The following is a 21,092-nucleotide window of genomic DNA, read 5'->3' as shown; positions in this document are numbered from 1 at the left end:
GGCGACCCCGGGGCGTGGATGCCGTATTGACATGGCTCTGGTCCAGACCTCACCGTGATCCGCGACACACAGTCGCCCCCGAAGGGACGGACCACGCATGAGCGACCGCACGCCGGCCGGGCAGTTCCTCGACGCCGCCATCGGCCTGCTCCAGCGGGTCCGGGACGAGGAGGCCGAGCAGATCGCCGCGGCCGGGACGCTGCTCGCCGACACCGTGGCCGCCGGCGGCCGCCTGTTCGCCTTCGGCGCCGGCCACTCCTCCCTTGCCGCCCAGGACCTCGTCTACCGCGCCGGCGGGCTGGCCCTGATGAACCTGCTCGCCGTTCCCGGCACCGTCGGCGTCGACGTCGTGCCCGCCACCCTCGGCTCCGCCCTGGAACGCGTCGACGGCCTCGCCACCGCGGTCCTGGACAGCTCCCCCCTCCGCTCCGGCGACGCCTTGGTCGTCGTCTCGCTGTCCGGGCGCAACGCCCTGCCGGTGGAGATGGCCATGCGTGCCCGCGCCCTCGGCGTGCGGGTCGTCGGCGTGACCTCGGTGGCCTACGCGACCGAGACCACGTCCCGGAACGCCTCGGGGACGTTCCTGAAGGACCACTGCGACATCGTCCTCGACTCCAAGATCGCGGTCGGGGACGCCGAACTCACCCTCGACACCGTCGCGGCCCCCTTCGCGCCCGCCTCCACCGTCGTCACCTCCGCCCTCCTCCAGGCGGTCATGGCCACCACCGCCGGCGTCCTCGCCGACCGCGGTGTCGAACCGCCGCTGCTGCGCTCCGGCAACGTCGACGGCGGCCACGAGTGGAACGCCCAGGTCTTCGACCGGTACGCCGACCGGATCTTCTACCGGCACTGACCGGACCGCACGCGCACGCGCACGTCCACGGCGTCGGTCCCCGCGCATGGGAATTTCCCCGGACGGCAATTCCTTCCATGTTCTGGGAACTCGGTGTGTGCTGGGTCACGTTCCAGTTGAATGATGGGCAGTGAGCGAAACGACGTGCCGTACGTGCGGACGCAGCCTGCAGGGGGTCCAGGTGAGTGCTTCCCGGCGTAAAGGGGCCACCGACGAGCTGGGGCCGGACGAGCCCGAGCCCGAGCGGGACGGCTCGCAGGGGCCCGACGCCCACGACGGCTCCGACCTGCTGGCCGCCCTCCTCGACGGCATGGACGCGGCCCTGTGCGCCTTCGACGCCGACGGCGTCGTCACCCACTGGAACCGTGAGGCCGAGCGCATCCTGGGCTGGACCGCCGCCGAGGCCGTCGGACGGCACGGCTTCGCCGGCTGGGCCGTGCGCAGCGCGGACGCCGAGGAGGTCGAGGGGCGGCTGATGTCCGCCATGCACGCCCCCGGACGCCAGGTGCACGAGTTCGCGCTGCTCACCAAGGACGGCGGCCGCGTCCTGGTGCGGACCCAGTCCGCGGTCGTGCACGGGCCCGACGGCAAGCCCGCCGGCCTGTACTGCGCCTTCAGCGAGGTGCACGCGCAGATCGACCTGGAGCGGTCCATCGCGCTCAGCGAGGCCCTGTTCGAGGACGCCTTCTGGGGCGTCGTCCTCGTCGACGCCGACCTGCGGCCCGCCGTCGTCAACCCCTACGCGGCCCAGGCCCTCGGCATCGGCCGCACAGCGGCCCTGGGCCGGCCGCTCGGCGAACTGCTCGCCCAGGGCGCGGAGGAACTGGAGAGCGCGCTCACCCACGTGCTGGCCGAGGGCGCCCCGCCCGCCCCCGCGGAGCTCTGGGTGGGCGTACGCACCGCGGAGGGCGACCGGCGGCGCTGCTGGCGCAGCGGGTTCGTCCGGCTCGCCTCACCGCTCGCCGAGGAACCGGTACCGCTCGGCGTCGCCTGGCTCTTCGCCGACGTCACCGAGGCCAAGCAGGGCGAGCAGGAGGCCGCGCTGCTGCGGTTCCGCGGCAACCAGCTGCACCGGGCCGCCCGTGCCGCCGCCGAGTGCGAGGACCCGGCCGAGGCCGCCACCGTCCACCTCGACTTCGCCCTCGCCGGCTTCGCCGACCACGCCCTGATCGACCGGGTGGCGGGCGCGGCCCCGGCCGACTCCGAGACGGCGGCCCCGGTCCGGCTGGTCCGCGTCGCGGCCACCCCCTCCGGCGGCCCCGGGCCCAGCCTGCTCACCGGGCAGGCCGGGCTGCCCGTCCGCTACGGAACGGGACACCCCGCCCTCCAGTGCGTCGAGCGGGTCGGCTCCGTGCGGGCCTCCGCCGGGTCCGTACCGGCCGACCGGGCGCGTGAGTGGGCCGAGGCCCGGCAGTGGCCGTCGGACACCGTGCACGCCCTGTGCGCGGTGCTGCGCAGCCGCGGACGCACCCTCGGCGTCGTGACCTTCCTGCGCGGCTCCGGCCGAGCCCCCTTCGAGCGTGCCGACGCGGCCTACGCCGAGGACGTGGCCGCACGCATCGCGGCGGTCCTGGACCTCGCCCTCCTGGCGAAGGACACCCGCGCCTGACCGCACGAGGGCGCCTTGCCGCGCCGACGCACCGGCTGGCGCGAAAAAAACCTGTTGTGTATCGCCGGTCCACTTCCTAGGGTGTTGTGCACACACGAAGGGAGGTGATCCGGTAGATGAGTGAGACCCGGACGCGTGAGGTGGCTGCGGGCTAGCGGCCCGTCACCCCACCCTGTGCGGTGCCGGACCGGCGCGTGAGAACACGTGCGGCCGGCCCAATTTCAAGCAGTCACCCGACCCGCGAGCTGCCGGTACGTCCGGCCGGCTCCTCCGCCGAGGCGGAGGGACCCAGCTCGCGGGTCGTCTGCGTTGCGCGAGGCCTGCCCGGTTGTCAGTGGGATGCGTCAGAATTGACTCCAGGGCCAGCGCACGCGCCGGGAAGCCGCCGGGCTTCCGGCCGAGGTAATCGAGGGGCACGTATGTCCGGACTGATCGACACCACGGAGATGTATCTCCGCACCATCCTCGAGCTGGAGGAGGAAGGCGTCGTCCCCATGCGCGCCCGGATCGCGGAGCGACTGGACCAGAGCGGGCCGACGGTGAGCCAGACGGTCGCGCGGATGGAGCGCGACGGCCTGGTCTCGGTGGCCCCGGACCGGCATCTGGAGCTCACGGACGAGGGCCGCCGGCTGGCCACGCGCGTGATGCGCAAGCACCGGCTCGCAGAGTGCCTGCTGGTCGACGTGATCGGCCTGGAGTGGGAGCAGGTGCATGCCGAGGCCTGCCGCTGGGAGCACGTGATGAGCGAGGCCGTGGAGCGCAGGGTGCTGGAGCTGCTGCGGCACCCGACCGAGTCGCCCTACGGCAACCCGATCCCGGGCCTGGAGGAGCTGGGCGAGAAGGACGGCGCCGACCCCTTCCTGGACGAGGGGATGGTGTCGCTGTCCGACCTCGACCCGGGGGCCGACGGCAAGACGGTGGTCGTCCGCCGGATCGGCGAGCCGATCCAGACGGACGCGCAGCTGATGTACACGCTGCGCCGCGCGGGCGTGCAGCCCGGCTCGGTGGTCAGCGTGACGGAGTCGGCGGGCGGGGTGCTGGTCGGCAGCGGCGGCGAGGCGGCGGAGCTGGACACGGAGATCGCCTCGCACGTCTTCGTCGCCAAGCGCTGAGCGGGCCGCCGCCGGGCCGCCGGTCCGGCTCGCCGTGTTCCCCCGTCCGTGGCTCAGCGCGTCGAAGCGCAGCGCGCGGTCGCCGGGCGTGCGAGGCTGTCGCGAAAGGCGTGGGGTGTGAAGGAGGGGTGGGGGAGATGTGCCGCAGATGTGGGGAAGGCCCCGGCGCCGTGCGGCGCCGGGGCCCTGCCTCCCCTTCGGCGACCCGGAGCCCCGAGCTCTCAGGGTCGTCCCCCGCGGACCCCTTTTCCCCGAGTGGTCCGCCTCCCGTTGAAGATCTCCCCAGGGGGGCGGCGATCAATCCTGGCCAGGCGTCACTCGAACGAGGGGTGTTGGCGGCGGTACCCAAATTTTCGAATAGGTATTCGATAATCTGAGTGCCCGCGTGGGAGGGGCCCGCGGCCCGCGCTACAGGAATGTGCACGACGGCATACAGAAGCGGAACACGGTTCCAGGGGGGTGCCAGGACCAATGGTGCGGCGCATCGACGTGACCGGGTCGGGCGGTGTACGGCTCGCCGCCTGGGAGTTCGCCGAGCCTCCGAAGGCCGTGCCGGGGCAGGTGAGGGAGCGGACGCCGGAGCGGTCCGACGCGGGACCCGGGCGGACCGACGGCGTGCTGTTACTGCACGGACTCATGGGCCGTGCCTCGCACTGGGCCGCCACCGCCCGCTGGCTCTCCGGGCGGCACCGCGCCGTCGCCCTCGACCAGCGCGGGCACGGCCAGAGCGAGAAGCCGCCGCAGGCCACCTACACCCGTGAGGCCTACGTGGAGGACGCCGAGGCCGCCCTCGAACAGCTCGGCCTCGGCCCGGCCGTCGTCATCGGGCACGCGATGGGCGCGCTGACCGCCTGGCAGCTGGCCGCCCGCCGCCCCGACCTGGTGCGCGCCGTCGTCATCTGCGACATGCGGGCCTCCGCGCTCGGCGCCGCCTCCCAGCGGGAGTGGGAGGACTGGTTCCGGGCCTGGCCGGTGCCCTTCGCCGCCCTCGCCGACGTACGGAAGTGGTTCGGCGAGGACGACCCCTGGGTGGAGCGCCCCAACCCGGCACGCGGCGAGTTCTACGCCGAGGTCATGCACGAGAGCGCGGACGGCTGGCGCCCCGTCTTCGATCCGCGGCAGATGCTGGCCTCCCGCGAGGCCTGGGTGTACGACGCCCACTGGGAGGAGCTGGCCCAGGTCCGCTGCCCGGCCCTCGTGCTCCGCGGCCTGGACGGCGAACTCGGCCGGGCCGAGGCCCAGGAGATGGTCCGCGTCCTGCCGCGCGGCGAGTACGCGGAGGTGGCCGACGCCGGTCACCTCGTCCACTACGACCAGCCGGAGGCCTGGCGGACGGCCATCGAACCCTTCCTGGAGGCGGTGCTCACCGGATGAGCCCCCTCAGCCCTTGCTCACCGCCGTCAGGATCTCGGGCAGCCGGGCCGCCGTGCGTGGCGCCGCCAGACGCAGGCCCAGCAGGATGAGCGCCGCCCCGTACGCCGCGCCCACCGGCAGCAGCAGCCAGCTCCAGCTGCCGCCGGAGGCGCTGACGTTCGACCAGATGAGGAGGGCGATGAACGGCGAGCACAGCAGGGCCGCCGCGACCATGCCGCCGAAGATGGAGGCGAAGGCGAGACCGGCCTGACCGGCGGCCACGTTCTTGTGGCCCTCCTGCGGGATGGAGTACGGGAAGCGGGCCGACGTCCACGCCCCGGTCCCCAGCAACGCGCCGAGCAGGGCGAAGGACAGGCCGAGCACCTCCGGCAGCCGGCGCCACTCGCCGAGCAGGCCCGCCGTCAGCACCGTGACCAGGGTGGCGTACGGCAGGGTGATCAGCAGCAGGGCCAGCGCCCGCGCGCGCAGCTCGACGTAGGCGTCCCGCGGGGCCGAGATCGTCAGCGCGACCAGCCAGAACGCGGAGGTGTCCTGGCCGAACTGGTTGTACATCTGGATGCCGAGCATGCCCGCGGCGAAGCAGGCGAAGTACGGCGTCCCGTTGTCCCGGACCGCGTTGAACACCGGGACGATCAGTCCGATGGCGAGCGAGGTCACCCAGGCCGCCTTGGTCTTCGGGTCGCGCCAGACGTAGCGCAGGCTGCGCTCCATGACGGTGCCGGTGCGGCCGGCCGGCAGCCACCGCGCCAGGCCGCCGCCCTCGCGGGCCCGCTCGCGCGCGGGGGCGGCGGCGGACTGGAGGGTCGAGGAGTCGGGCGAGGTCATCAGCCGGGTCAGGCTGCGCGACCACACCACCAGCAGGGCGGCCAGGGCGGCCGCGGTCAGCGCGAGCTGGGCCGTCGCCACGCCGTAGGAGCCCCTGCTCACCGAGTCCACCGCGCCCACCGCCGACGCGGGCGGCAGCCACCGCAGCACGTCCGCGACCGGGTCGAGCTGGCCCAGGCCCGCCGTCCCCAGGCGCTGCATGCCGAAGTTGACGACCTGCGCCCCGATCGCGATGACCAGTCCGCTGAGCACCGCCAGGTCCCGTCCCTTGCGGCTGGTCAGCAGCCGGACGTTGGCGGCGGCCACGGCCCGCGCGAGGGCCACGCACACCAGCAGCGTGAGCACGAGGGCGAGGACCGCGACGACGGACGCCGCCGCCCCGTGCGCCACCGAGATCACGCAGCCCACCAGCAGCAGCACCGTGAACAGCGGCCCGATGCCCACCAGGGACGCCGCCAGCAGGGCGCCGACCAGCGGTCGCGGCCGCAGCGGCAGCATCACCAGCCGGGTCGGGTCGAGGGTCTCGTCGCCGCTGGGGAAGAACAGCGGCATCACGGCCCAGCCCAGCGCCAGCACGGCCACGCCCAGCACGGCCACGGCGTCGATGTGCGCGTGGCCGCGCAGCGCGATCAGCGCGGTCATCTGGAGCGCGGCGAACAGCAGCGCGACGACGGCCGACGCGATGAACGCGGCACGCCGCCCGCCGGACTGCCTGAGCCCGTTGCGCAGCAGCGAGAGCTTCAGCCGTACGACGACGGGCGTGACCGAGGGGGCCCCGGTGCCGGTGCTCATCGGGAACCGCCGCCCAGCCAGTCCAGGTGGGATCCGGCGTCCCGGCCCTGCGCGCCGACGAGTTCGAGGAACGCCTGCTGAAGGGTGGGAGCCTCGCCGCGCACCTCGGCGAGCGTGCCCTGGGCGCGGATGCGGCCGGCGGCCATCACGGCCACCCAGTCGCACAGGGACTCGACCAGTTCCATGACGTGCGAGGAGAACACGACGGTGGCGCCGGAGGCGGTGTACCGCTCCAGGACGCCCCGGATGGTCTGCGCGGACACCGGGTCGACGCCTTCGAAGGGCTCGTCGAGGAAGAGGACCTCCGGGTTGTGCAGGAGCGCGGAGGCGAGTCCTATCTTCTTGCGCATGCCGGTCGAGTAGTCGACGACGAGCTTGTGCTGGGCGCCGGCGAGGTCCAGCACGTCCAGCAGCTGCGTGGCCCGCCGGTCCACCTCGTCACCGGGCAGCCCGCGCAACCGCCCGGAGTACGACAGCAGTTCCCGGCCCGACAGCCGCTCGAAGAGCCGCAGCCCCTCGGGCAGCACGCCGATCCGCGCCTTCACCGCCACCGGGTCCCGCCACACGTCGTGCCCGACGACCTCCACGGTGCCCTGGTCGGGCCGCAGCAGCCCGGTCACCATGGAGAGCGTGGTGGTCTTCCCGGCCCCGTTGGGCCCGACCAGACCGATGAACTTCCCCGCGGGCAGCTCGAGATCGATCCCCGCGACGGCGACCTGCTCCCCGAACCGCTTCCAGAGCCCTTGCACGCGTACGGCGTTTGTACCCACTACGACTGCTCCCTCCGTCGGCATGAACCCTACGGGGCTCCCCGCCCGAGGGGCGCGGGACCGAGCTGATCCGGGGTTCCGCCCTGCGCGGGTGGCCTACCGGTCCCTTCCGCACGCGTACGCCAGCGGCGGGGCCAGCTCCTCGACGTCCGGCAGCCACCGGTTGGCCGGCGTCGGCCGGCAGGCCCACTGCACGGCCCGGGACCCGCACCGTGTGGGCGGCGCCGCCACGTACGCCCCCTCGCCGAGGGCGACCAGGTCGAGGGAGGCCGGCGACCAGCCCAGCTTCCGTACCAGGTACGGCAGTTTCACGGACGTGCCCGGCAGCACGAAGAACTGCATCCGCCGCCCGGGGGTCAGGATCACCGGCCCCAGTGCCGACCGCATCCGCTCCAGCCGGGCCAGCGCGAGGAACCCGGCCGTCTCCGGCACGGAGACCGCGTCGAACGTACGGCCCGTGGGCAGCAGGATCGACGCCGTCGGCCGGTGCTGCCACATCCGGCGCACCGTGCTTGCGCTGCCGGTCGCCAGGGACGCCCAGTCCCCCCGCGCCGGGTGCGCGCCGGGCGCGGCGCACCCGGGGTCCGCGCAGGAGCAGCGCTGCATCCCGCCGACCGCCACCAGCCAGGTGCCGGGGAACACGTCCCAGTGGCGTTCCTCGGTGTAGCGAACGGCCGTGTCCAGCAGCGACTCCCCGCGCTGCTGGGGAATGTGACCGGCCACCCGGTCGGCGCTCTGTGCGGCTTGCGCGCCCGCGATCGTCTCTTTCACGCCCCACTCAACTGCCGCGCCCACCTGGAGTTACGGGCGGGTCGCGTGGGTGGACGCGCCGGGGTGGAGCACCCCCTCGGTGCCCGGGGCGCACGGGTGCATGGGCGGGGGCGCGCGGGAGGATCGCCGCCGGACGCCGGGTAGATCTGTGGGGGGCGGCATCCACCTTCACCCCGGCAATCCTCACATGTCCCGCATTGTCGGTATGTCCACGGGGCATCGATCTCCACGGCCGGAGTTTCCGCCGGAGCGCGGATCGCGTCCGGCCGCGCAAGAGCCGTCAACCCGGTGCGTGGGCAGGCACCGCAGCCTCAGGGGGTTAACGCCATGGCCGCCAGGCCTCTCGTCGCGCGGCAGCCGAACGAACGGTTGCAGGCGCTCATCCAGGAAGCGGGCTGCTCGAACGCCGGGCTGGCCCGCCGGGTCAACATGTGCGGCGCCGAGCACGGTCTCGACCTGCGCTACGACAAGACGTCCGTGGCGCGCTGGCTGCGTGGACAGCAGCCGCGCGGCCGGGCCCCGGCGATCATCGCCGAGGCGATCGGCCGCAAGCTCGGCCGTACGGTCACGATCGACGAGATCGGCATGGCCAACGGCAAGAACCTCGCCTCCGGCGTGGGCCTTCAGTTCTCGCCGACGGTGCTCGGGGCCGTCGAGCAGGTCTGCGAGCTGTGGCGCAGCGACGTGGGCCGCCGGGACTTCCTGTCCGGCTCCGCCGTCGCCGCCTCCGCGCTGGTCGAGCCGAGCCGTGACTGGCTGATCTCCGCGCCGGATCCGCAGGTGGCGCGGGCGGCCGGGTCGCGGGTGGGTCAGTCCGACGTCGCCGCCGTACGGGCCATGACGCAGGCGCTGGTCGACCTGGACCACAGCCACGGCAGCGGGCATGTGCGCCCGGTGGTCGTGCACTACCTCAACAGCGTCGTCTCCGGGCTGCTCGCCGGCTCCTACCGGGAGGCGGTGGGCCGCGACCTGTTCGCCGAGGTCGCCCGACTCACCGAGCTCGCCGGGTACATGGCCGTCGACACCGGCCAACCGGGCCTGGCCCAGCGGTACTACATCCAGGCGCTCCGGCTCGCTCAGGCGGCCGGCGACCGCGGCTACGGCGGCTATGTGCTGGCCGCCTCCATGAGCCACCTCGCCGCACAGCTCGGAAACCCGCGGGAGATCGCGCAGTTGGCGCGCGCGGCGCAGGAGGGCGCGCGCGGCCGTGTGACACCGCGTGCCGAGGCGATGTTCCACGCGGCCGAGGCGCGCGGGCACGCCCTGATGGGCGACGCGCGGGCGGCCCAGCTGTCCGCCGGGCGGGCGGTGAGCGCGCTGGAGGCCGCCCAGCCGCACTCCGGGGACGATCCGACGTGGATCGCGCACTTCGACGAGGCCTATCTCGCCGACGAGTTGGCGCACTGCCACCGGGACCTGGGGCAGGCGGAGGCGGCGGCGCGGGCGGCGCGGGAGTCGCTGGCCGGGCACCCCGCGTCGCGGGCGCGGCGACGGGCCATCGGCCATCTGCTGCTCGCCACCGCGCAGGTGCAGCAGCGCGAGGTCGAACAGGCCTGCAGCACCGCGCTGAAAGCGGTCGAGCTGCTGCGCACGCTGCGCTCCGACCGGGGCGCGGAGTACCTGGAGGACTTCCAGCAGCGCCTGGAGCCGTTCCGGGACGAGCCGGTGGTGCGGGAGTTCGGGGCACGGCTGGAGACGCGGGTGGCGGCGTGAGCGTGTTTCCGGGTTCCTCGGGCCGCACATGTCCGTTGTGAGACCCGGGACATAAAGCAGCGTGCAGGGCGTGGGTTTTGTTACTGCCGTCACAGGGAAGGAGGTCTGGCCCTGTGCTGCGTGGCACGGGGCTCCGGGGACCCGGTAGCGTGAGCCGACGATTCCGAAGGTCCCCCATTCGTAGGAGTCCCGGTGACGCAGAGTGGACAGGGCGAGGAGCCCTCGGCGCGGCCCGCGCACGAAGGCATCGTGCTGCCCTCCGACGGTGGTGAGCCCCTGCTGCCGGGCATGCCCGGCGGACCGGGTGGCCACCCGGGTGCCGGGCAGCCGGCCGGTCGGGCCCCGGGGGCGACCCCGGCCGGCGGTCAGGCCTGGGGCCAGCCGTGGGGCCCCGACCCGCAGCAGCAGCCGCAGCAGCAGGACCAGGGCTGGCAGCAGGCGTGGGGCTCTCCTGAGCCGTACCAGCAGGGCCAGTGGGACGTGCAGGGCCAGGCGCCCCGGCATCCGGGCGCGGGCCCCCTGCCCCCGGAGAACGCCCCGTCCCACGGCGCCCCGCCGTACCAGCAGCCCGGCGCCGACCCCTACGGCGCCCCCGCGCACGGGCTGCCGCCCGCCGGTGCCGACCCCTACGGTGTCCCCGGCCACTCCATACCGCCGGGCGCGCACGGGCTGCCGTCCTCCGGGGCGGACCCGTACGCGGCCGGGCACGGCGCCCCCGCGCAGGGGATGCCGGGCGCCGACGAGGGAGCGACGCAGTACATCCCGCCGGTCCCCGGTGGGCCCGCGGACGAAGGGGCTACCCAGTTCCTGCCGCCCATGGGAGGCGCGGCGGTGGACGAGGGAGCGACGCAGTACATTCCGCCGGTGGGGCCGGGAGCCATGCCGCCGGCGGCGGGCGGCGGTCCGGCCCCGTTCCCGGGCGGGATGCCCCAGGGTGCCGCACCCGGTCACCCCGACGCCGAGGCGACGCAGTTCATCGCGCCCGTGGACGCCCAGGCGGACGGGCGGCAGACGCCGGCCGAGTTCGACAACCTCTTCCGCAACGACTCCGGCGGCGCGGGCCCGGCGACCCAGCAGCTGCCCCACCTCCCGCAGGGCCAGGCCGACCAGTTCCACGCCCGGCCCGAGCCCACCCCGCCCGCCGGGTACGACGGCGACGGCGGCCGCGGAGGCCGGCGCACCGGCTCGCGGGTGCCGGTGATCGCGGCCGTGGGCGTCGGGATCGCCGTCCTCGGCATCGGCGCCGGGGCACTGCTCAGCGGCGGCGACGGCGACAGCGACAGCGGCGACAAGAACACCAACGTCGCGGCCACCGCGCCCGCCACCGACGACGCCTCCGCCTCGCCCGCCGCCGACCCGGCCAAGGAGCAGGCGGTCGAGTTGGACAAGCTGCTGGCCGACAGCGGCAGCAGCCGCGCCTCCGTGATCAAGGCGGTGGCCGACGTCACGAACTGCTCCAACCTCGACCAGGCGGCCTCCGACCTGCGTGCCGCGGCCGAGCAGCGCAAGGGCCTGGTCAACCGCCTGGGACAGCTGTCCGTCGACCAGCTCCCCGCCCACGCCGAGCTGACGGCGGCCCTCGACAAGGCCTGGAAGGCCTCGGAGTCGGCGGACCTGCACTACGCGGCCTGGGCCGACCAGGCCCACGGCAAGAAGGGCTGCAAGAAGGGCCACGCCCGTCCCACCGGCGAGAGGCATGCGGGCGACCGCGAGAGCAACGTCGCCAGCGGCCAGAAGGCCAGGGCCGCCCAGCTGTGGAACTCGATCGCGAAGACGTACGGCCTCACCCAGCGTCAGCCGACCCAGCTGTGAGGCCCGGTCACCGCAACAGGCCCTAGGACCCCTCGCCGGAGCGGGCCGGCTCAGTCGGCCTCCTCCAGCGTCTTCGCCACGTTGACGAAGCCCTTCGCGGCCGGCACCAGCCGGCCCCGGCGCACCGTCTGAAGGGACACGTCGGCGTTGGTGAGGCGGGCCAAGCCGGTGGAGGCGAGCAGGTCGGACAGACGCCACCGCAGCGGCGGGGTCAGCCCGCCGGTGCGGACCTCGAGCCCGCCGTCGAGGGCGCGCCGCACGGTGGAGGCGCTCACCTCCCCGTCGCCGATCTGCTCGATGACGGCCCGGAGCACGGTGTAGGCGATCCATGTGGTCTGCACCCCGGCGTCCTCGGGGTCGATGCGGTTGTCGCCGAAGGCCGCCTCGTTGATCACCTTCTTCATCCCGTCCCAGCGCGCGTCGCTCGCCACCGGGTACCAGCCGGTGAGGTGCGCCCCCTCGTACGGGCCGGACCGCCCGCCACTGGCGTCGATCACGGTCTGGTCGACGCTGCCGAGCACGGCGGCGGTGCGCACCTCGGGATAGGAGTCGCGCGCGCGGCGGAAGGAGTCCATGAAGATGTTCGTGCGCTCCCCGAGGGCGGGGATCACGCAGCCCGGCCGGCCCGGGTCGGCGCTCGCCTGCCGCAGCGCCAGATCGGCCTGGTCGGAGTATTCGGTGGCGTCCTCGGCGGCCCGCTGGTCGTCGGCCGGTTCGTGTCCGCCGGCCCGCAGCCCCGCGTTGAGCAGCCCGGGCAGCTCGTCGCCCGCGATGGTGTCGGGCCGGATCAGGGTGACCGGGCCGCACTGCTGGGCGAGCTCCTTGCCCAGACCGGCCAGCAGGGCGGGCTGGCCGCCGTTGACGGGGTAGGACAGGGCGCGGGTGAACTCGGTGGTGGTGACGCCGTAGCCGCCGATGAACGGGATTCCGGCCCCCTCGAGGGGCGGGAAGAAGGAGTCGCTGTACTGGCTGTAGGAGCCCACGACGGCGACCGCGTTCTCCTTGACGGCGCGCCGCGCGCACTTCGCCGCGGCCACGCTCTCGTTGCCCTCGTTGCAGGTCAGCACGTTGAGCCTGCGGCCGGCGATGCCGCCGTGGGAGTTGACCCAGCGGGCGTAGGCGAGGGCCATCGCGGGCATGCCGGGCTTGTTGGTCGCCCGCGTGTTCTGAGGCGCCCACGTCATCACGGTCACGGAACCGCCCCCGGAGCCCCCCGTGGCACCGGGGACGATTCCGCAGCCGGCGGCGAGCGAGGCACACGCCAGCAGAGCCCCCGCCGGCAGCAGGGCTCTTCTCACGGACCGGGTGAGGCGAGTAAGGGGGAAGAGGAATGTGCCACGGGAGCTTCGCCTGCCGGTCATGCTCACGCACGATTCCGCCACATCGCCAACCCGTTGATGACTCTCGGTCAACGAGTGGTGACGTATGGGTGAATTACGGGGGCAGGTGGGACCCCTGGGGCGGGGAACGTACGATCGATGACCGTGCAAGGTTCGGAGAACTCTTCCCGTCGCGGCCGTCGCTCCTCCACCATGGGCGGCATGCCACTCAACGACATGCCGTGGTGGCGCTGGCGCAGCAATGTGCGTTCCGCGCTGCACATGCTCTCCGACCCGGTGTTCCAGCGCGACGTCTGGCTCGCAGGCGTCGAAGGGTACGGCGACGTGACCGACGCCGTCTACCGCCTGGTCGAGGACACCTGGCTGGACAACTGGTCCGCCGAGAAGTACGTCGGCACGATCTTCCGGGACTCCCAGGAGGCGGCGCTCGTCGACACCGCGGTCCTGCGGGTGCTGCGCATCATGCACCAGGTCGGCCCCGACGCGCCGGTGTCCGCCTACCTCGACCACCACGGCTGGCCGGAGGCGGTGCGGGCGGCCTGCGATGCGCACGTGCGCCTGGCGGCGAGCGACGGCGAGGACCCGGACGCGCCGCCCCGCAGCCTCGAGGTGCTGAGGATCCTGACCCGTTCCGCTTAGCGGACGAGGAGCCACGCGCGGGGCCGGACGTGAGACGCTGTCCCGCATGAGCGAGCAGTCCTCCCGAGCCGCCGCGGCGCAGGCCGATCAGTACATCCTCATCCTGTCGTGCCCGGACAAGCAGGGCATCGTGCACGCGGTGTCCAGCTACCTGTTCATGACGGGCTGCAACATCGAGGACAGCCAGCAGTTCGGCGACCACGACACGGGACTGTTCTTCATGCGGGTCCACTTCTCGGCCGAGGCGCCGGTGACGGTGGACAAGCTGCGCGCCAGTTTCGCGGCGATCGGCGACTCCTTCGGGATGGACTGGCAGATCCACCGGGCCGACGAGAAGATGCGCGTCGTGCTCATGGTCAGCAGGTTCGGGCACTGCCTGAACGACTTGCTCTTCCGCGCCCGGATCGGCGCGCTGCCGGTGGAGATCGCGGCGGTGGTGTCCAACCACACCGACTTCGCCGAGCTGGTGGGGTCGTACGGCATCCCCTTCCGTCACATCCCGGTGACCAAGGACACCAAGTCCGAGGCCGAGGACCGGCTGCTCGAGATCGTGCGCGAGGAGAAGGTCGAACTGGTCGTCCTCGCCCGTTACATGCAGGTCCTCTCCGACGACCTGTGCAAGCAGCTCAGCGGCCGGATCATCAACATCCACCACTCCTTCCTGCCGAGCTTCAAGGGCGCCAAGCCGTACCACCAGGCGCACGCCCGGGGCGTGAAGCTGATCGGCGCGACGGCGCACTATGTGACCGCCGACCTCGACGAGGGCCCGATCATCGAGCAGGAGGTCGAGCGGGTGGGCCACGACGTCACCCCGGACCAGCTGGTCGCGATCGGCCGGGACGTGGAGTGCCAGGCGCTGGCGCGCGCGGTCAAGTGGCACGCGGAGCGCCGGATCCTGCTGAACGGGCGCAGGACGGTGGTCTTCGCGTAGCGCGCGGTCCCTCGGGGAGGCCGTCCGGTCGCGGCCGTCGGCGGGCTCACATGCGGCTGAGGGACGCCGCCGCGCACAGCACGTCCCGGATCGCCTCACGGTCGCCGACATGGCCGGCCGCCGCCTCCCGAGGGGCCACGTGCCCGGCCGTCAGCCGGCAGAACTCCACGCCGTCCAGCGCCACATGGGCCACCTCGTGGTCCGCGGAGCCCACCGCCGCGGGCGAGTCGAGCGGGATCAGCCACTGGCCGCCGCCCAGTCCCTCGATCTCCAGCCGCAGACTGCGCCCCGGGGCGCCCGCGGTCACCAGGCGCCGGGCGCGGGCGGGTGAGGCCAGTCCGGCCCGCCGCCGCGCGGCCAGCACACCCGGCAGCATCCGGGCGGCGAGGTCGATCATCCGGTGCAGGTGGCGCGGGGCCGGCGGGTCGTACGGGTAGTCCACGGCCTCCGCGATGTCCTCGGCGTGCACCCAGCACTCGAAGGCGCGGTCGAGCATCGCGTCGGGCAGCGGCAGTTCGAAGGCGCCGTACGGCACCGGCGGCCTGCGCACACCGTTCGCGGCGAAGGAGACCGTCCGCACCAGGGCGTGCGTCTGCTCCCGCCACGGCGCCCGCACCGAACGGGTCGGCGGGCGGTGCGCGGCCCGCCAGCAGGCCTCGGTGCGCGCCGCGGGGGTGGGCCCGTCGGCGGCGCCGGTCGCGTCGCCGAGCGGGTCGTCCAGGCCGAGGGCCACCGCGACCAGTCCGTCGACGCTCATCAGATGCGCGATGACCCCGGCGACGGTGGTGCGTCGGCTGGTGGCGTCCTCGCCCTCGAACCACCGCAGCCGCACCGGGGCGTGCCACTCGCGGTCGTCCATGTCCTGGAGCAGCGCGTCCAGGCGCGCCGTCTCGGCGTCGTAGGGCGCGGCCCAGTCGGGCACCGGGATCCGCGGCGGCCGCCGCTCGAGACAGCTCTCCAGGACCTGTGTGCGCAGCCCCGGGGCCGGGTCGAGGGTGTCGGGCCGGTGCAGCAGACCGACCGCCTCCCGCAGCGCCAGCGCCTCCTGCGCGCAGTCGCCGCACCCGCCGAGGTGCTCCTCCACGACAGCCGTCTCCTCCGGCGAGCACGCGGCCAGCGCCCAGGCCCCGAGCAGCGACTTCAGCAGGGAGTGCGCGGGCCCGCCCTGATCCTTCGCCTCCGGGGTCTCCGCGGCCTCTGTGATCTCCGCGGTCTCTACGGTCCCCGGGGTTTCCTCGGTCTTTGCCGGCTCCGGGGCGGCGTCCGGGGTCATGCGGCGCCTCCGTGTCCGGAGGGCGTGTCGGGGGCGTCCACGGTGTGGGCGGTGGAGAGGAGCTGGAGGCCCAGGCGCAGGCGGCGGCGGGCCTCGTCCTCGGTGACGCCGAGGTCGGCGGCGGTCTGCCGGTAGTCGCGGCGCTGGAAGTGGGCGAGTTCCAGGGCGGCGCGCAGCGGGGCCGGCATGGAGTGGACGATGTAGTCGGCGCGGGCGGCGGCGGAGGCACGGCACACCCTGTGCTCGAGCTCCTCGGCGGAGCCCGGTCCGCCGCCGGCCAGCGCGGCGCTCTCGGTGGTGCGCAGCCGCCGCACGGCGAGGCGGTGGGCCAGCCCGGCCACCCAGGCGCGCAGCGGACCCTGCCGGGGGTCGTAGGCGTCGGGGTGCTCCCAGACCTGTGCGAACACCTCGCGGGTGATGTGGTCGGCGGCCTGCTCGTCGCCGAGGACCCGGTGGGCCAGGCCGTGCACGAGCGAGGCGAAACGGTCGTAGAGCTCACCGAGGGCGGCCGCCTCTCCGCGTACCAGCCGCTGCCGCATTCTGCGGTCCCAGTGGGGCGGTGCGTCCGTCTTCGCCATGCGGCCCCCTCCGCGCCCGGCCGTGCCGCGCCCTGCGTCCCGGCCCGTTCCTCGTCCGGCGTGTGTGTCCGGCGTGCGTGTCCAGCGTGTCCGACGTGGTCTTCTCGAATGTAGTCGGCATGTCCGACAGCACACGCCCCTTTATGACAATGTGCGCCCCCCTGAGAACTGCTGGTGGCGAGGGAGCAAGGGTGTTGTGCCCTTTCGAACGTGACTGAAGCCGACCGAAGCTGACCGAAACAAGTCGCTGGCGGAGCGGTCCCGGTTTGCTGTCCTGCGTTTGGGGGAACGGCCGCTGGGCAGCCGCGCGGAGAGAAGCGTAGGGACTGGTTCCGTTTCCGAGCGGTTCCGGGGAAGTTCCGGCTGACGGAGGGCGGGCCGTGGCGTTCAAGGTGACCGACGACGAACAGGGCGAGTGGAGCGTGCTCCGGGTCGCCGGCGAACTGGACCTGATGACCTCGCCGACGCTGCGCCAGAGAGTGCACGAGGTGGTGGCCGAGGGGCGCCACGACCTCGTCCTGGATCTCTCCGAGGTCTTCTTCTGCGACTCCAGCGGCGTCGGTGTCCTCATCGCGGCCCGCCGGCTGATCCGCTCCTGCCGGGGCCGGCTGCGCCTGATCCTCCCGGCCCGCGGCGCGGTCGACGGATCCCACGTGAACCGCGTCCTCGGCGCGCTCGGCGTCCGGCGCCTCTTCGACGTCTACCCGGACCTGGCGGCGGCGGTGGACGACGAGCCGCTGTCCGCCTGACCGGCCGGCCGCCGAACCCCCTTCGCCCAGCCCGTACTTGAGCCCCCTCCGCGGCGTCTCGCCCCACGGAGGGGGCCGCCGTGCGTGCGGGCGGGTGCCCAGCCAGGCAACACGCCCGGGCGCACGAGCAGTTCGGAGCGCCCACGGGTACCTTCCGGGCCGCGCTGCATGCCGCGACGCGGGGCGCCGGACGTGAATGTCGCCGATCGTGGCGCTGGGGCGTCACGGAGCGTTGATGTCGGGTGGTGTCCCGGGCGCGACTCGTCACGTCCCGGAGCCGCCGTCGTGCTCGGGTACCTTGTGTGGGATGCGAGTGCTTCCGAGCCTGAGCCGTCCCATGACGAGCGTCGCACAGTATGGCGCACGGGTACTCCTTCGCGCGGGAATATGCCCGAAGCGCTTGTTGCGGTGACGGTACGTCAACCATGCTGTCTCCCAAGGGAGTCACGTTCCGTGACCCTTGCTCTGGCTGTTGTTCTGGCCATGCAGAAAATGGCTACGATCGTGGCCTCGTGAGGCGCGAGGCTGTGTGTCCGCCGGTTCGGATGGTGTGAGCGGTGCAGGTGCTTCAAGTGCAGCTGGAGATCCGGCCCGACCCCGCGGAGGTGGGGCGAGCCCGGCGGTGGGCCCGGTCCCGGCTCGCCGGGTCGGGGATAGCGGCGGACGAGCCGCTCGCCGAGACCCTGGTCCTGCTCGTCTCCGAACTGGTCACCAACGCCGTGGTGCACACCGGCTGTCCGGCCGTGCTGCGGCTGCTCCTGTCCGGGGGACCGGCCGGGGCGGCCACCACCGTGCGCCTGGAGGTGGCCGACGTCAGCACCCGTGCCCCCGTGCCCCGCTGCTCGGGCGACGAGTCGACCAGCGGCCGCGGCCTCGCCCTCGTCGACGGCCTCGCCGACCGGTGGGGCTGGTGCCCGGAGGGCGTGGGCAAGCGCATCTGGTGCGAACTCGACCGCTGCGCCACGGCCGTGGAATCGGCGGAGACGGCGGCGTCGACGGGCTGCGGGCGTTCGGCCCCGGCGTACGAGGGGCTGGTCCAAGGGGCCTACGGGGCTTTCGGGGGCCTGGCGTACGGGGCGGTGTAGGTCCGGGCCCGCAGTACCGGTGTTCCGGTGTTCCGGTGTCCTGCCGTACCCGCGGCGCGGTCGTGCGCCGGGAGATGCTTCTGTGCGCGCCCTGTTGCGATGGGGCATAACGGGTAAACCGGCAGGGTGGTGTTGACGCCTCGTGTTCGCCTGATCACGCTGGTGGTCAGCGATTCGCCGTGAGGGGACGCCGAGGGCCGGGGCACCGGAAGTCCTCGGCGAGTGTGGGTCGTGATGCCGGCGCCGACCGGTCCCTTCAGGGTCCGAGGGGGTGGGGCCGGTGCGCCGGGATCGGGTGGCGGCGCGCTGCCGTGTTCGGGGCGGGCAGGGGCGCGCCGCCGGCCGCGCCTGCCCCGCCTCAGCGGTGCCCGAACACCGGGCGCTTGTCCACAGGCTGTGGACAACCTGCCGGGTTCCGGACCTCCGCTCCGGTTCGGGGGGAGCCGTTCACCCGGAAGGTCCGCCGGTAGGCCGTCGGTGTCACCCCGAGCGCCGTCTGGAGGTGCTGCCGCATCGACTGGGCCGTGCCGAAGCCGGCGTCCCGGGCCACCTGGTCCATGGACAGGTCCGTGGACTCCAGCAGGTGCCGGGCCCGTTCGACGCGCTGCTGGGTGAGCCACTGCCCCGGACTGATCCCGGCCTCCTCGCGGAAGCGCCGGGTGAAGGTCCGTACCGACATCGCCTCCCGCGCGGCCATGTCCTGCAACCGGATGGGCTCGTGCAGGCGGCCCAGCGCCCACGCCCGCGCGGTGGTCGTGGTGGCCAACTGCGGGTCGGGCAACGGGCGGTGGATGTACTGTGCCTGGCCGCCGTCGCGGTGCGGCGGTACGACGGTCCGCCGGGCCACCTCGTTGGCGACCGCCGTGCCGTGGTCGCGGCGCACCATGTGCAGGCACAGGTCGATCCCGGCCGCGACGCCCGCCGAGGTCAGCACGTCGCCGTCGTCGATGAACAGCACGTCCGCGTCCACCTCGACCTGCGGGAAGACCCGTTGGAAGTGGTCGGCGTCGGCCCAGTGCGTCGTGGCGCGCCGCCCGTCCAGGCGGCCCGCCGCTGCCAGCACGTACACGCCCGTGCAGATGGAGGCGAGGCGGGTGCCGGGCCGGATGTGCGCCAGGGCGGCGGCCAGTTCCCCGGTCAGCACCCCCTGCTCGTAGACCGGGCCGAGTTCGTACGAGGCCGGGACGATCACGGTGTCGGCGGTGGCCAGGACCTCCGGCCCGTGCGGCACGTGGATCGAGAAGTCGGAGTCCGTCTCCACCGGTCCCGGCGGCCGGACGGAGCAGGTGACGACCTCGTACAGCGGCCGTCCGGCGGTGTCCACGGGCCGTCCGAAGATCCGGTGCGGGATGCCCAGCTCGAAGGGCAGCAGCCCGTCGAGGGCGAGGACGGCGACGCGGTGCGGGCGGAAGTCCGTGGTCCCGTCCATGGCCCTGTCCGTGATCCTGTCCGTGCTTCTGCCCATGGCCCGATCCTAGCGAATGCTGTCCTTCAGGCCAGTGGAGCCGGCCGGGCCGGATACCGGAAGCTCTAGGGCGTGACCCAGACAACCGAAGCCGCGTCCGCCACCGAGGCTCGAACGCCGTCCGCCCGCCGCGCGGCCCGCGTCCACCGGGCGTGGTTCGTCGCCGCCGTCACCTTCGTCACGATCACCGGCGCCGCGGCCTTCCGCTCACTGCCCGGACTGCTCATCGATCCGCTGCACCAGGAGTTCGGCTGGTCGCGGGGCACCATCGGCGCCGCGGTCTCGATCAACCTCGCGCTGTACGGGCTCACCGCGCCCTTCGCCGCCGCGCTCATGGACCGCTTCGGCATCCGCCGGGTGGTCGCCGCCGCGCTCGTGGTGATCGCCGCCGGGTCCGGACTGACCGTGTGGATGACCGCCGCCTGGCAACTGTGGCTGTGCTGGGGCCTGCTGGTCGGCCTCGGTTCCGGCTCGATGGCGCTGGCCTTCGCGGCGACGGTCACCAACCGCTGGTTCACCGCGCGGCGCGGCCTGGTCACCGGCATCCTCACCGCCGCCTCCGCCTCCGGCCAGCTGATCTTCCTGCCGGTCCTGTCCTGGACCGTCCAGTCGCACGGCTGGCGCCCGGCCGCCGTCACGGTGGCGCTCGCGGCCCTCGCCGTCGTCCCCTTCGTCTGGCTGTTGCTGCGCGACCACCCGGCGGACGTGGGCGTGAAGCCGTACGGCGCCGACGCGTTCGTACCGAAGCCGGAGCCCCTTCCCGGGGCCGCCCGTCGCACCCTGGCCGTCCTGTCCTCGGCGGTGCGCACCGGTCCCTTCTGGCTGCTGGCGGGCACCTTCGCCATCTGCGGCGCCTCCACCAACGGCCTGATCCAGACCCACTTCGTGCCCGCCGCCCACGACCACGGGATGCCCATCACGGCGGCCGCCTCGCTGCTCGCGGTCGTCGGCGTGTTCGACGTGGCGGGCACGATCGCCTCCGGCTGGTTCACCGACCGCTTCGAACCGCGCCGCCTGCTCGCCGTGTACTACGCGCTGCGCGGTGTCTCGCTGCTGTTCCTGCCGATGCTGCTGGCGCCGAGCGTGCACCCGCCGATGGTCTTCTTCATCGTCTTCTACGGTCTCGACTGGGTCGCCACCGTGCCGCCCACCCTCGCCCTGTGCCGGGAGCACTACGGCGAGGACAGCGCGATCGTCTTCGGCTGGGTGCTCGCCTCCCACCAGGTCGGCGCGGCCCTGGTCGCCTACCTCGGCGGCCTCGCGCGGGACGTCTTCGGCTCCTACGACGTGGTCTGGTACGCCTCGGGCGCGCTGTGCGCCGCGGCGGCGCTGATGGCGCTGGTGATCCGGAGGCGGCCGACGGTCCCGATCCCTGCGGTCGCGTGAGGCCTCCGGCGGCCG

The 21,092-nt window shown here is 73.6% G+C and carries 18 protein-coding genes; 11 read left to right on the top strand and 7 right to left on the bottom strand.

Annotated features, from left to right (window positions below):
- Positions 1–97: 97 nt before the first annotated feature.
- The 4 genes from ACIHCX_RS23915 (at position 98) to ACIHCX_RS23900 (ending at position 4,948) form a co-directional block, all read left to right on the top strand.
- Entirely contained in the window at positions 98–853 is a 756-nt protein-coding gene (locus ACIHCX_RS23915; RefSeq protein WP_400032655.1) for an SIS domain-containing protein, read from the top strand.
- Positions 854–1,034: 181 nt separating this feature from the next.
- Positions 1,035–2,462 carry a PAS domain-containing protein gene (locus ACIHCX_RS23910; RefSeq protein ID WP_400032653.1) on the top strand — a complete coding sequence of 476 codons (1,428 nt, stop codon included), beginning with the start codon at positions 1,035–1,037 and terminating at the stop codon, positions 2,460–2,462.
- A 419-nt stretch (positions 2,463–2,881) separates the two neighbouring features.
- Positions 2,882–3,574, top strand: a complete 693-nt coding sequence (locus tag ACIHCX_RS23905) for a metal-dependent transcriptional regulator (RefSeq protein WP_400032651.1) — start codon at positions 2,882–2,884, stop codon at positions 3,572–3,574.
- A 471-nt stretch (positions 3,575–4,045) separates the two neighbouring features.
- Positions 4,046–4,948 (top strand): alpha/beta fold hydrolase, encoded by a 903-nt coding sequence (locus tag ACIHCX_RS23900; RefSeq protein ID WP_400032649.1) that lies wholly within the window; start codon positions 4,046–4,048, stop codon positions 4,946–4,948.
- A gap of 6 nt (positions 4,949–4,954) precedes the next feature.
- On the opposite strand, the gene ACIHCX_RS23895 is transcribed toward ACIHCX_RS23900, so the two are convergent.
- From ACIHCX_RS23895 to ACIHCX_RS23885, 3 genes are all read right to left on the bottom strand, one after another.
- The gene (locus ACIHCX_RS23895) at positions 4,955–6,565 is read right to left on the bottom strand and encodes a transporter (RefSeq protein WP_400032647.1); all 1,611 of its coding nucleotides are present in this window, start codon (positions 6,563–6,565) and stop codon (positions 4,955–4,957) included.
- The gene (locus ACIHCX_RS23890; RefSeq protein WP_400032645.1) at positions 6,562–7,359 is read right to left on the bottom strand and encodes an ABC transporter ATP-binding protein; all 798 of its coding nucleotides are present in this window, start codon (positions 7,357–7,359) and stop codon (positions 6,562–6,564) included. Before ACIHCX_RS23890 ends, ACIHCX_RS23895 begins: the two co-directional genes overlap by 4 nt.
- A gap of 72 nt (positions 7,360–7,431) precedes the next feature.
- Complete coding sequence (locus tag ACIHCX_RS23885) at positions 7,432–8,106, bottom strand: bifunctional DNA primase/polymerase (protein WP_400032643.1); 675 nt, start codon at positions 8,104–8,106, stop codon at positions 7,432–7,434.
- A gap of 327 nt (positions 8,107–8,433) precedes the next feature.
- Between ACIHCX_RS23885 and ACIHCX_RS23880 the strand changes: the two genes are divergently transcribed.
- Complete coding sequence (locus ACIHCX_RS23880) at positions 8,434–9,819, top strand: transcriptional regulator (RefSeq protein WP_400032641.1); 1,386 nt, start codon at positions 8,434–8,436, stop codon at positions 9,817–9,819.
- Positions 9,820–10,011: 192 nt separating this feature from the next.
- Positions 10,012–11,631 carry a hypothetical protein gene (locus tag ACIHCX_RS23875; RefSeq protein WP_400032639.1) on the top strand — a complete coding sequence of 540 codons (1,620 nt, stop codon included), beginning with the start codon at positions 10,012–10,014 and terminating at the stop codon, positions 11,629–11,631.
- 50 nt (positions 11,632–11,681) lie between these two features.
- On the opposite strand, the gene ACIHCX_RS23870 is transcribed toward ACIHCX_RS23875, so the two are convergent.
- A complete protein-coding gene (locus ACIHCX_RS23870; RefSeq protein WP_400032637.1) occupies positions 11,682–12,992 on the bottom strand; it encodes an ABC transporter substrate-binding protein in 1,311 nt (436 codons plus the stop codon).
- Between the two features lie 117 nt (positions 12,993–13,109).
- Between ACIHCX_RS23870 and ACIHCX_RS23865 the strand changes: the two genes are divergently transcribed.
- Both ACIHCX_RS23865 and purU read left to right on the top strand, forming a co-directional pair.
- Complete coding sequence (locus ACIHCX_RS23865) at positions 13,110–13,610, top strand: hypothetical protein (protein ID WP_400032635.1); 501 nt, start codon at positions 13,110–13,112, stop codon at positions 13,608–13,610.
- 46 nt (positions 13,611–13,656) lie between these two features.
- Positions 13,657–14,541 carry a formyltetrahydrofolate deformylase gene (purU, locus tag ACIHCX_RS23860; protein WP_400032633.1) on the top strand — a complete coding sequence of 295 codons (885 nt, stop codon included), beginning with the start codon at positions 13,657–13,659 and terminating at the stop codon, positions 14,539–14,541.
- 46 nt (positions 14,542–14,587) lie between these two features.
- Here purU and ACIHCX_RS23855 read toward each other — a convergent pair whose 3' ends face one another.
- Together ACIHCX_RS23855 and ACIHCX_RS23850 are read right to left on the bottom strand one after the other, a co-directional pair.
- On the bottom strand, positions 14,588–15,814 hold the full coding sequence (locus tag ACIHCX_RS23855) for a zf-HC2 domain-containing protein (RefSeq protein WP_400032631.1): 1,227 nt from the start codon (positions 15,812–15,814) through the stop codon (positions 14,588–14,590).
- A complete protein-coding gene (locus ACIHCX_RS23850) occupies positions 15,811–16,392 on the bottom strand; it encodes an RNA polymerase sigma factor (protein WP_400032629.1) in 582 nt (193 codons plus the stop codon). The genes ACIHCX_RS23855 and ACIHCX_RS23850 overlap by 4 nt, the downstream gene beginning before the upstream one ends.
- Positions 16,393–16,772: 380 nt before the next feature.
- On the opposite strand from ACIHCX_RS23850, the gene ACIHCX_RS23845 reads away from it, so the two are divergent.
- Together ACIHCX_RS23845 and ACIHCX_RS23840 are read left to right on the top strand one after the other, a co-directional pair.
- Positions 16,773–17,141, top strand: a complete 369-nt coding sequence (locus tag ACIHCX_RS23845; protein ID WP_400032627.1) for an STAS domain-containing protein — start codon at positions 16,773–16,775, stop codon at positions 17,139–17,141.
- Between the two features lie 572 nt (positions 17,142–17,713).
- Positions 17,714–18,226 (top strand): ATP-binding protein, encoded by a 513-nt coding sequence (locus tag ACIHCX_RS23840; RefSeq protein WP_400032749.1) that lies wholly within the window; start codon positions 17,714–17,716, stop codon positions 18,224–18,226.
- Between the two features lie 358 nt (positions 18,227–18,584).
- Here ACIHCX_RS23840 and ACIHCX_RS23835 read toward each other — a convergent pair whose 3' ends face one another.
- Positions 18,585–19,691: a GlxA family transcriptional regulator gene (locus ACIHCX_RS23835; protein ID WP_400032625.1), complete on the bottom strand. Its 1,107-nt coding sequence runs from the start codon at positions 19,689–19,691 to the stop codon at positions 18,585–18,587.
- Between the two features lie 72 nt (positions 19,692–19,763).
- Between ACIHCX_RS23835 and ACIHCX_RS23830 the strand changes: the two genes are divergently transcribed.
- On the top strand, positions 19,764–21,077 hold the full coding sequence (locus ACIHCX_RS23830) for an MFS transporter (protein WP_400032623.1): 1,314 nt from the start codon (positions 19,764–19,766) through the stop codon (positions 21,075–21,077).
- The last annotated feature ends 15 nt before the right edge of the window (positions 21,078–21,092 follow it).

The organism is Streptomyces sp. NPDC052043, assembly GCF_044548235.1.
In the GTDB taxonomy this organism is placed as follows: domain Bacteria; phylum Actinomycetota; class Actinomycetes; order Streptomycetales; family Streptomycetaceae; genus Streptomyces.
Note: the sequence above shows the minus strand (reverse complement) of the source record. Positions and strands in the feature narration are given on the sequence as shown.

Excerpts from the sequence above, each read along its gene's own strand:
- ACIHCX_RS23905 (WP_400032651.1), top strand. The coding sequence starts at position 2,882 with ATGTCCGGACTGATCGACACCACGGAGATGTATCTCCGCACCATCCTC.
- ACIHCX_RS23855 (WP_400032631.1), bottom strand. The coding sequence starts at position 15,814 with ATGACCCCGGACGCCGCCCCGGAGCCGGCAAAGACCGAGGAAACCCCG.
- ACIHCX_RS23870 (WP_400032637.1), bottom strand. The coding sequence starts at position 12,992 with ATGACCGGCAGGCGAAGCTCCCGTGGCACATTCCTCTTCCCCCTTACT.
- ACIHCX_RS23880 (WP_400032641.1), top strand. The coding sequence starts at position 8,434 with ATGGCCGCCAGGCCTCTCGTCGCGCGGCAGCCGAACGAACGGTTGCAG.
- ACIHCX_RS23890 (WP_400032645.1), bottom strand. The coding sequence starts at position 7,359 with ATGCCGACGGAGGGAGCAGTCGTAGTGGGTACAAACGCCGTACGCGTG.
- ACIHCX_RS23900 (WP_400032649.1), top strand. The coding sequence starts at position 4,046 with ATGGTGCGGCGCATCGACGTGACCGGGTCGGGCGGTGTACGGCTCGCC.
- ACIHCX_RS23835 (WP_400032625.1), bottom strand. The coding sequence starts at position 19,691 with ATGGGCAGAAGCACGGACAGGATCACGGACAGGGCCATGGACGGGACC.
- ACIHCX_RS23865 (WP_400032635.1), top strand. The coding sequence starts at position 13,110 with ATGACCGTGCAAGGTTCGGAGAACTCTTCCCGTCGCGGCCGTCGCTCC.
- ACIHCX_RS23895 (WP_400032647.1), bottom strand. The coding sequence starts at position 6,565 with ATGAGCACCGGCACCGGGGCCCCCTCGGTCACGCCCGTCGTCGTACGG.
- purU (WP_400032633.1), top strand. The coding sequence starts at position 13,657 with ATGAGCGAGCAGTCCTCCCGAGCCGCCGCGGCGCAGGCCGATCAGTAC.
- ACIHCX_RS23915 (WP_400032655.1), top strand. The coding sequence starts at position 98 with ATGAGCGACCGCACGCCGGCCGGGCAGTTCCTCGACGCCGCCATCGGC.
- ACIHCX_RS23850 (WP_400032629.1), bottom strand. The coding sequence starts at position 16,392 with ATGGCGAAGACGGACGCACCGCCCCACTGGGACCGCAGAATGCGGCAG.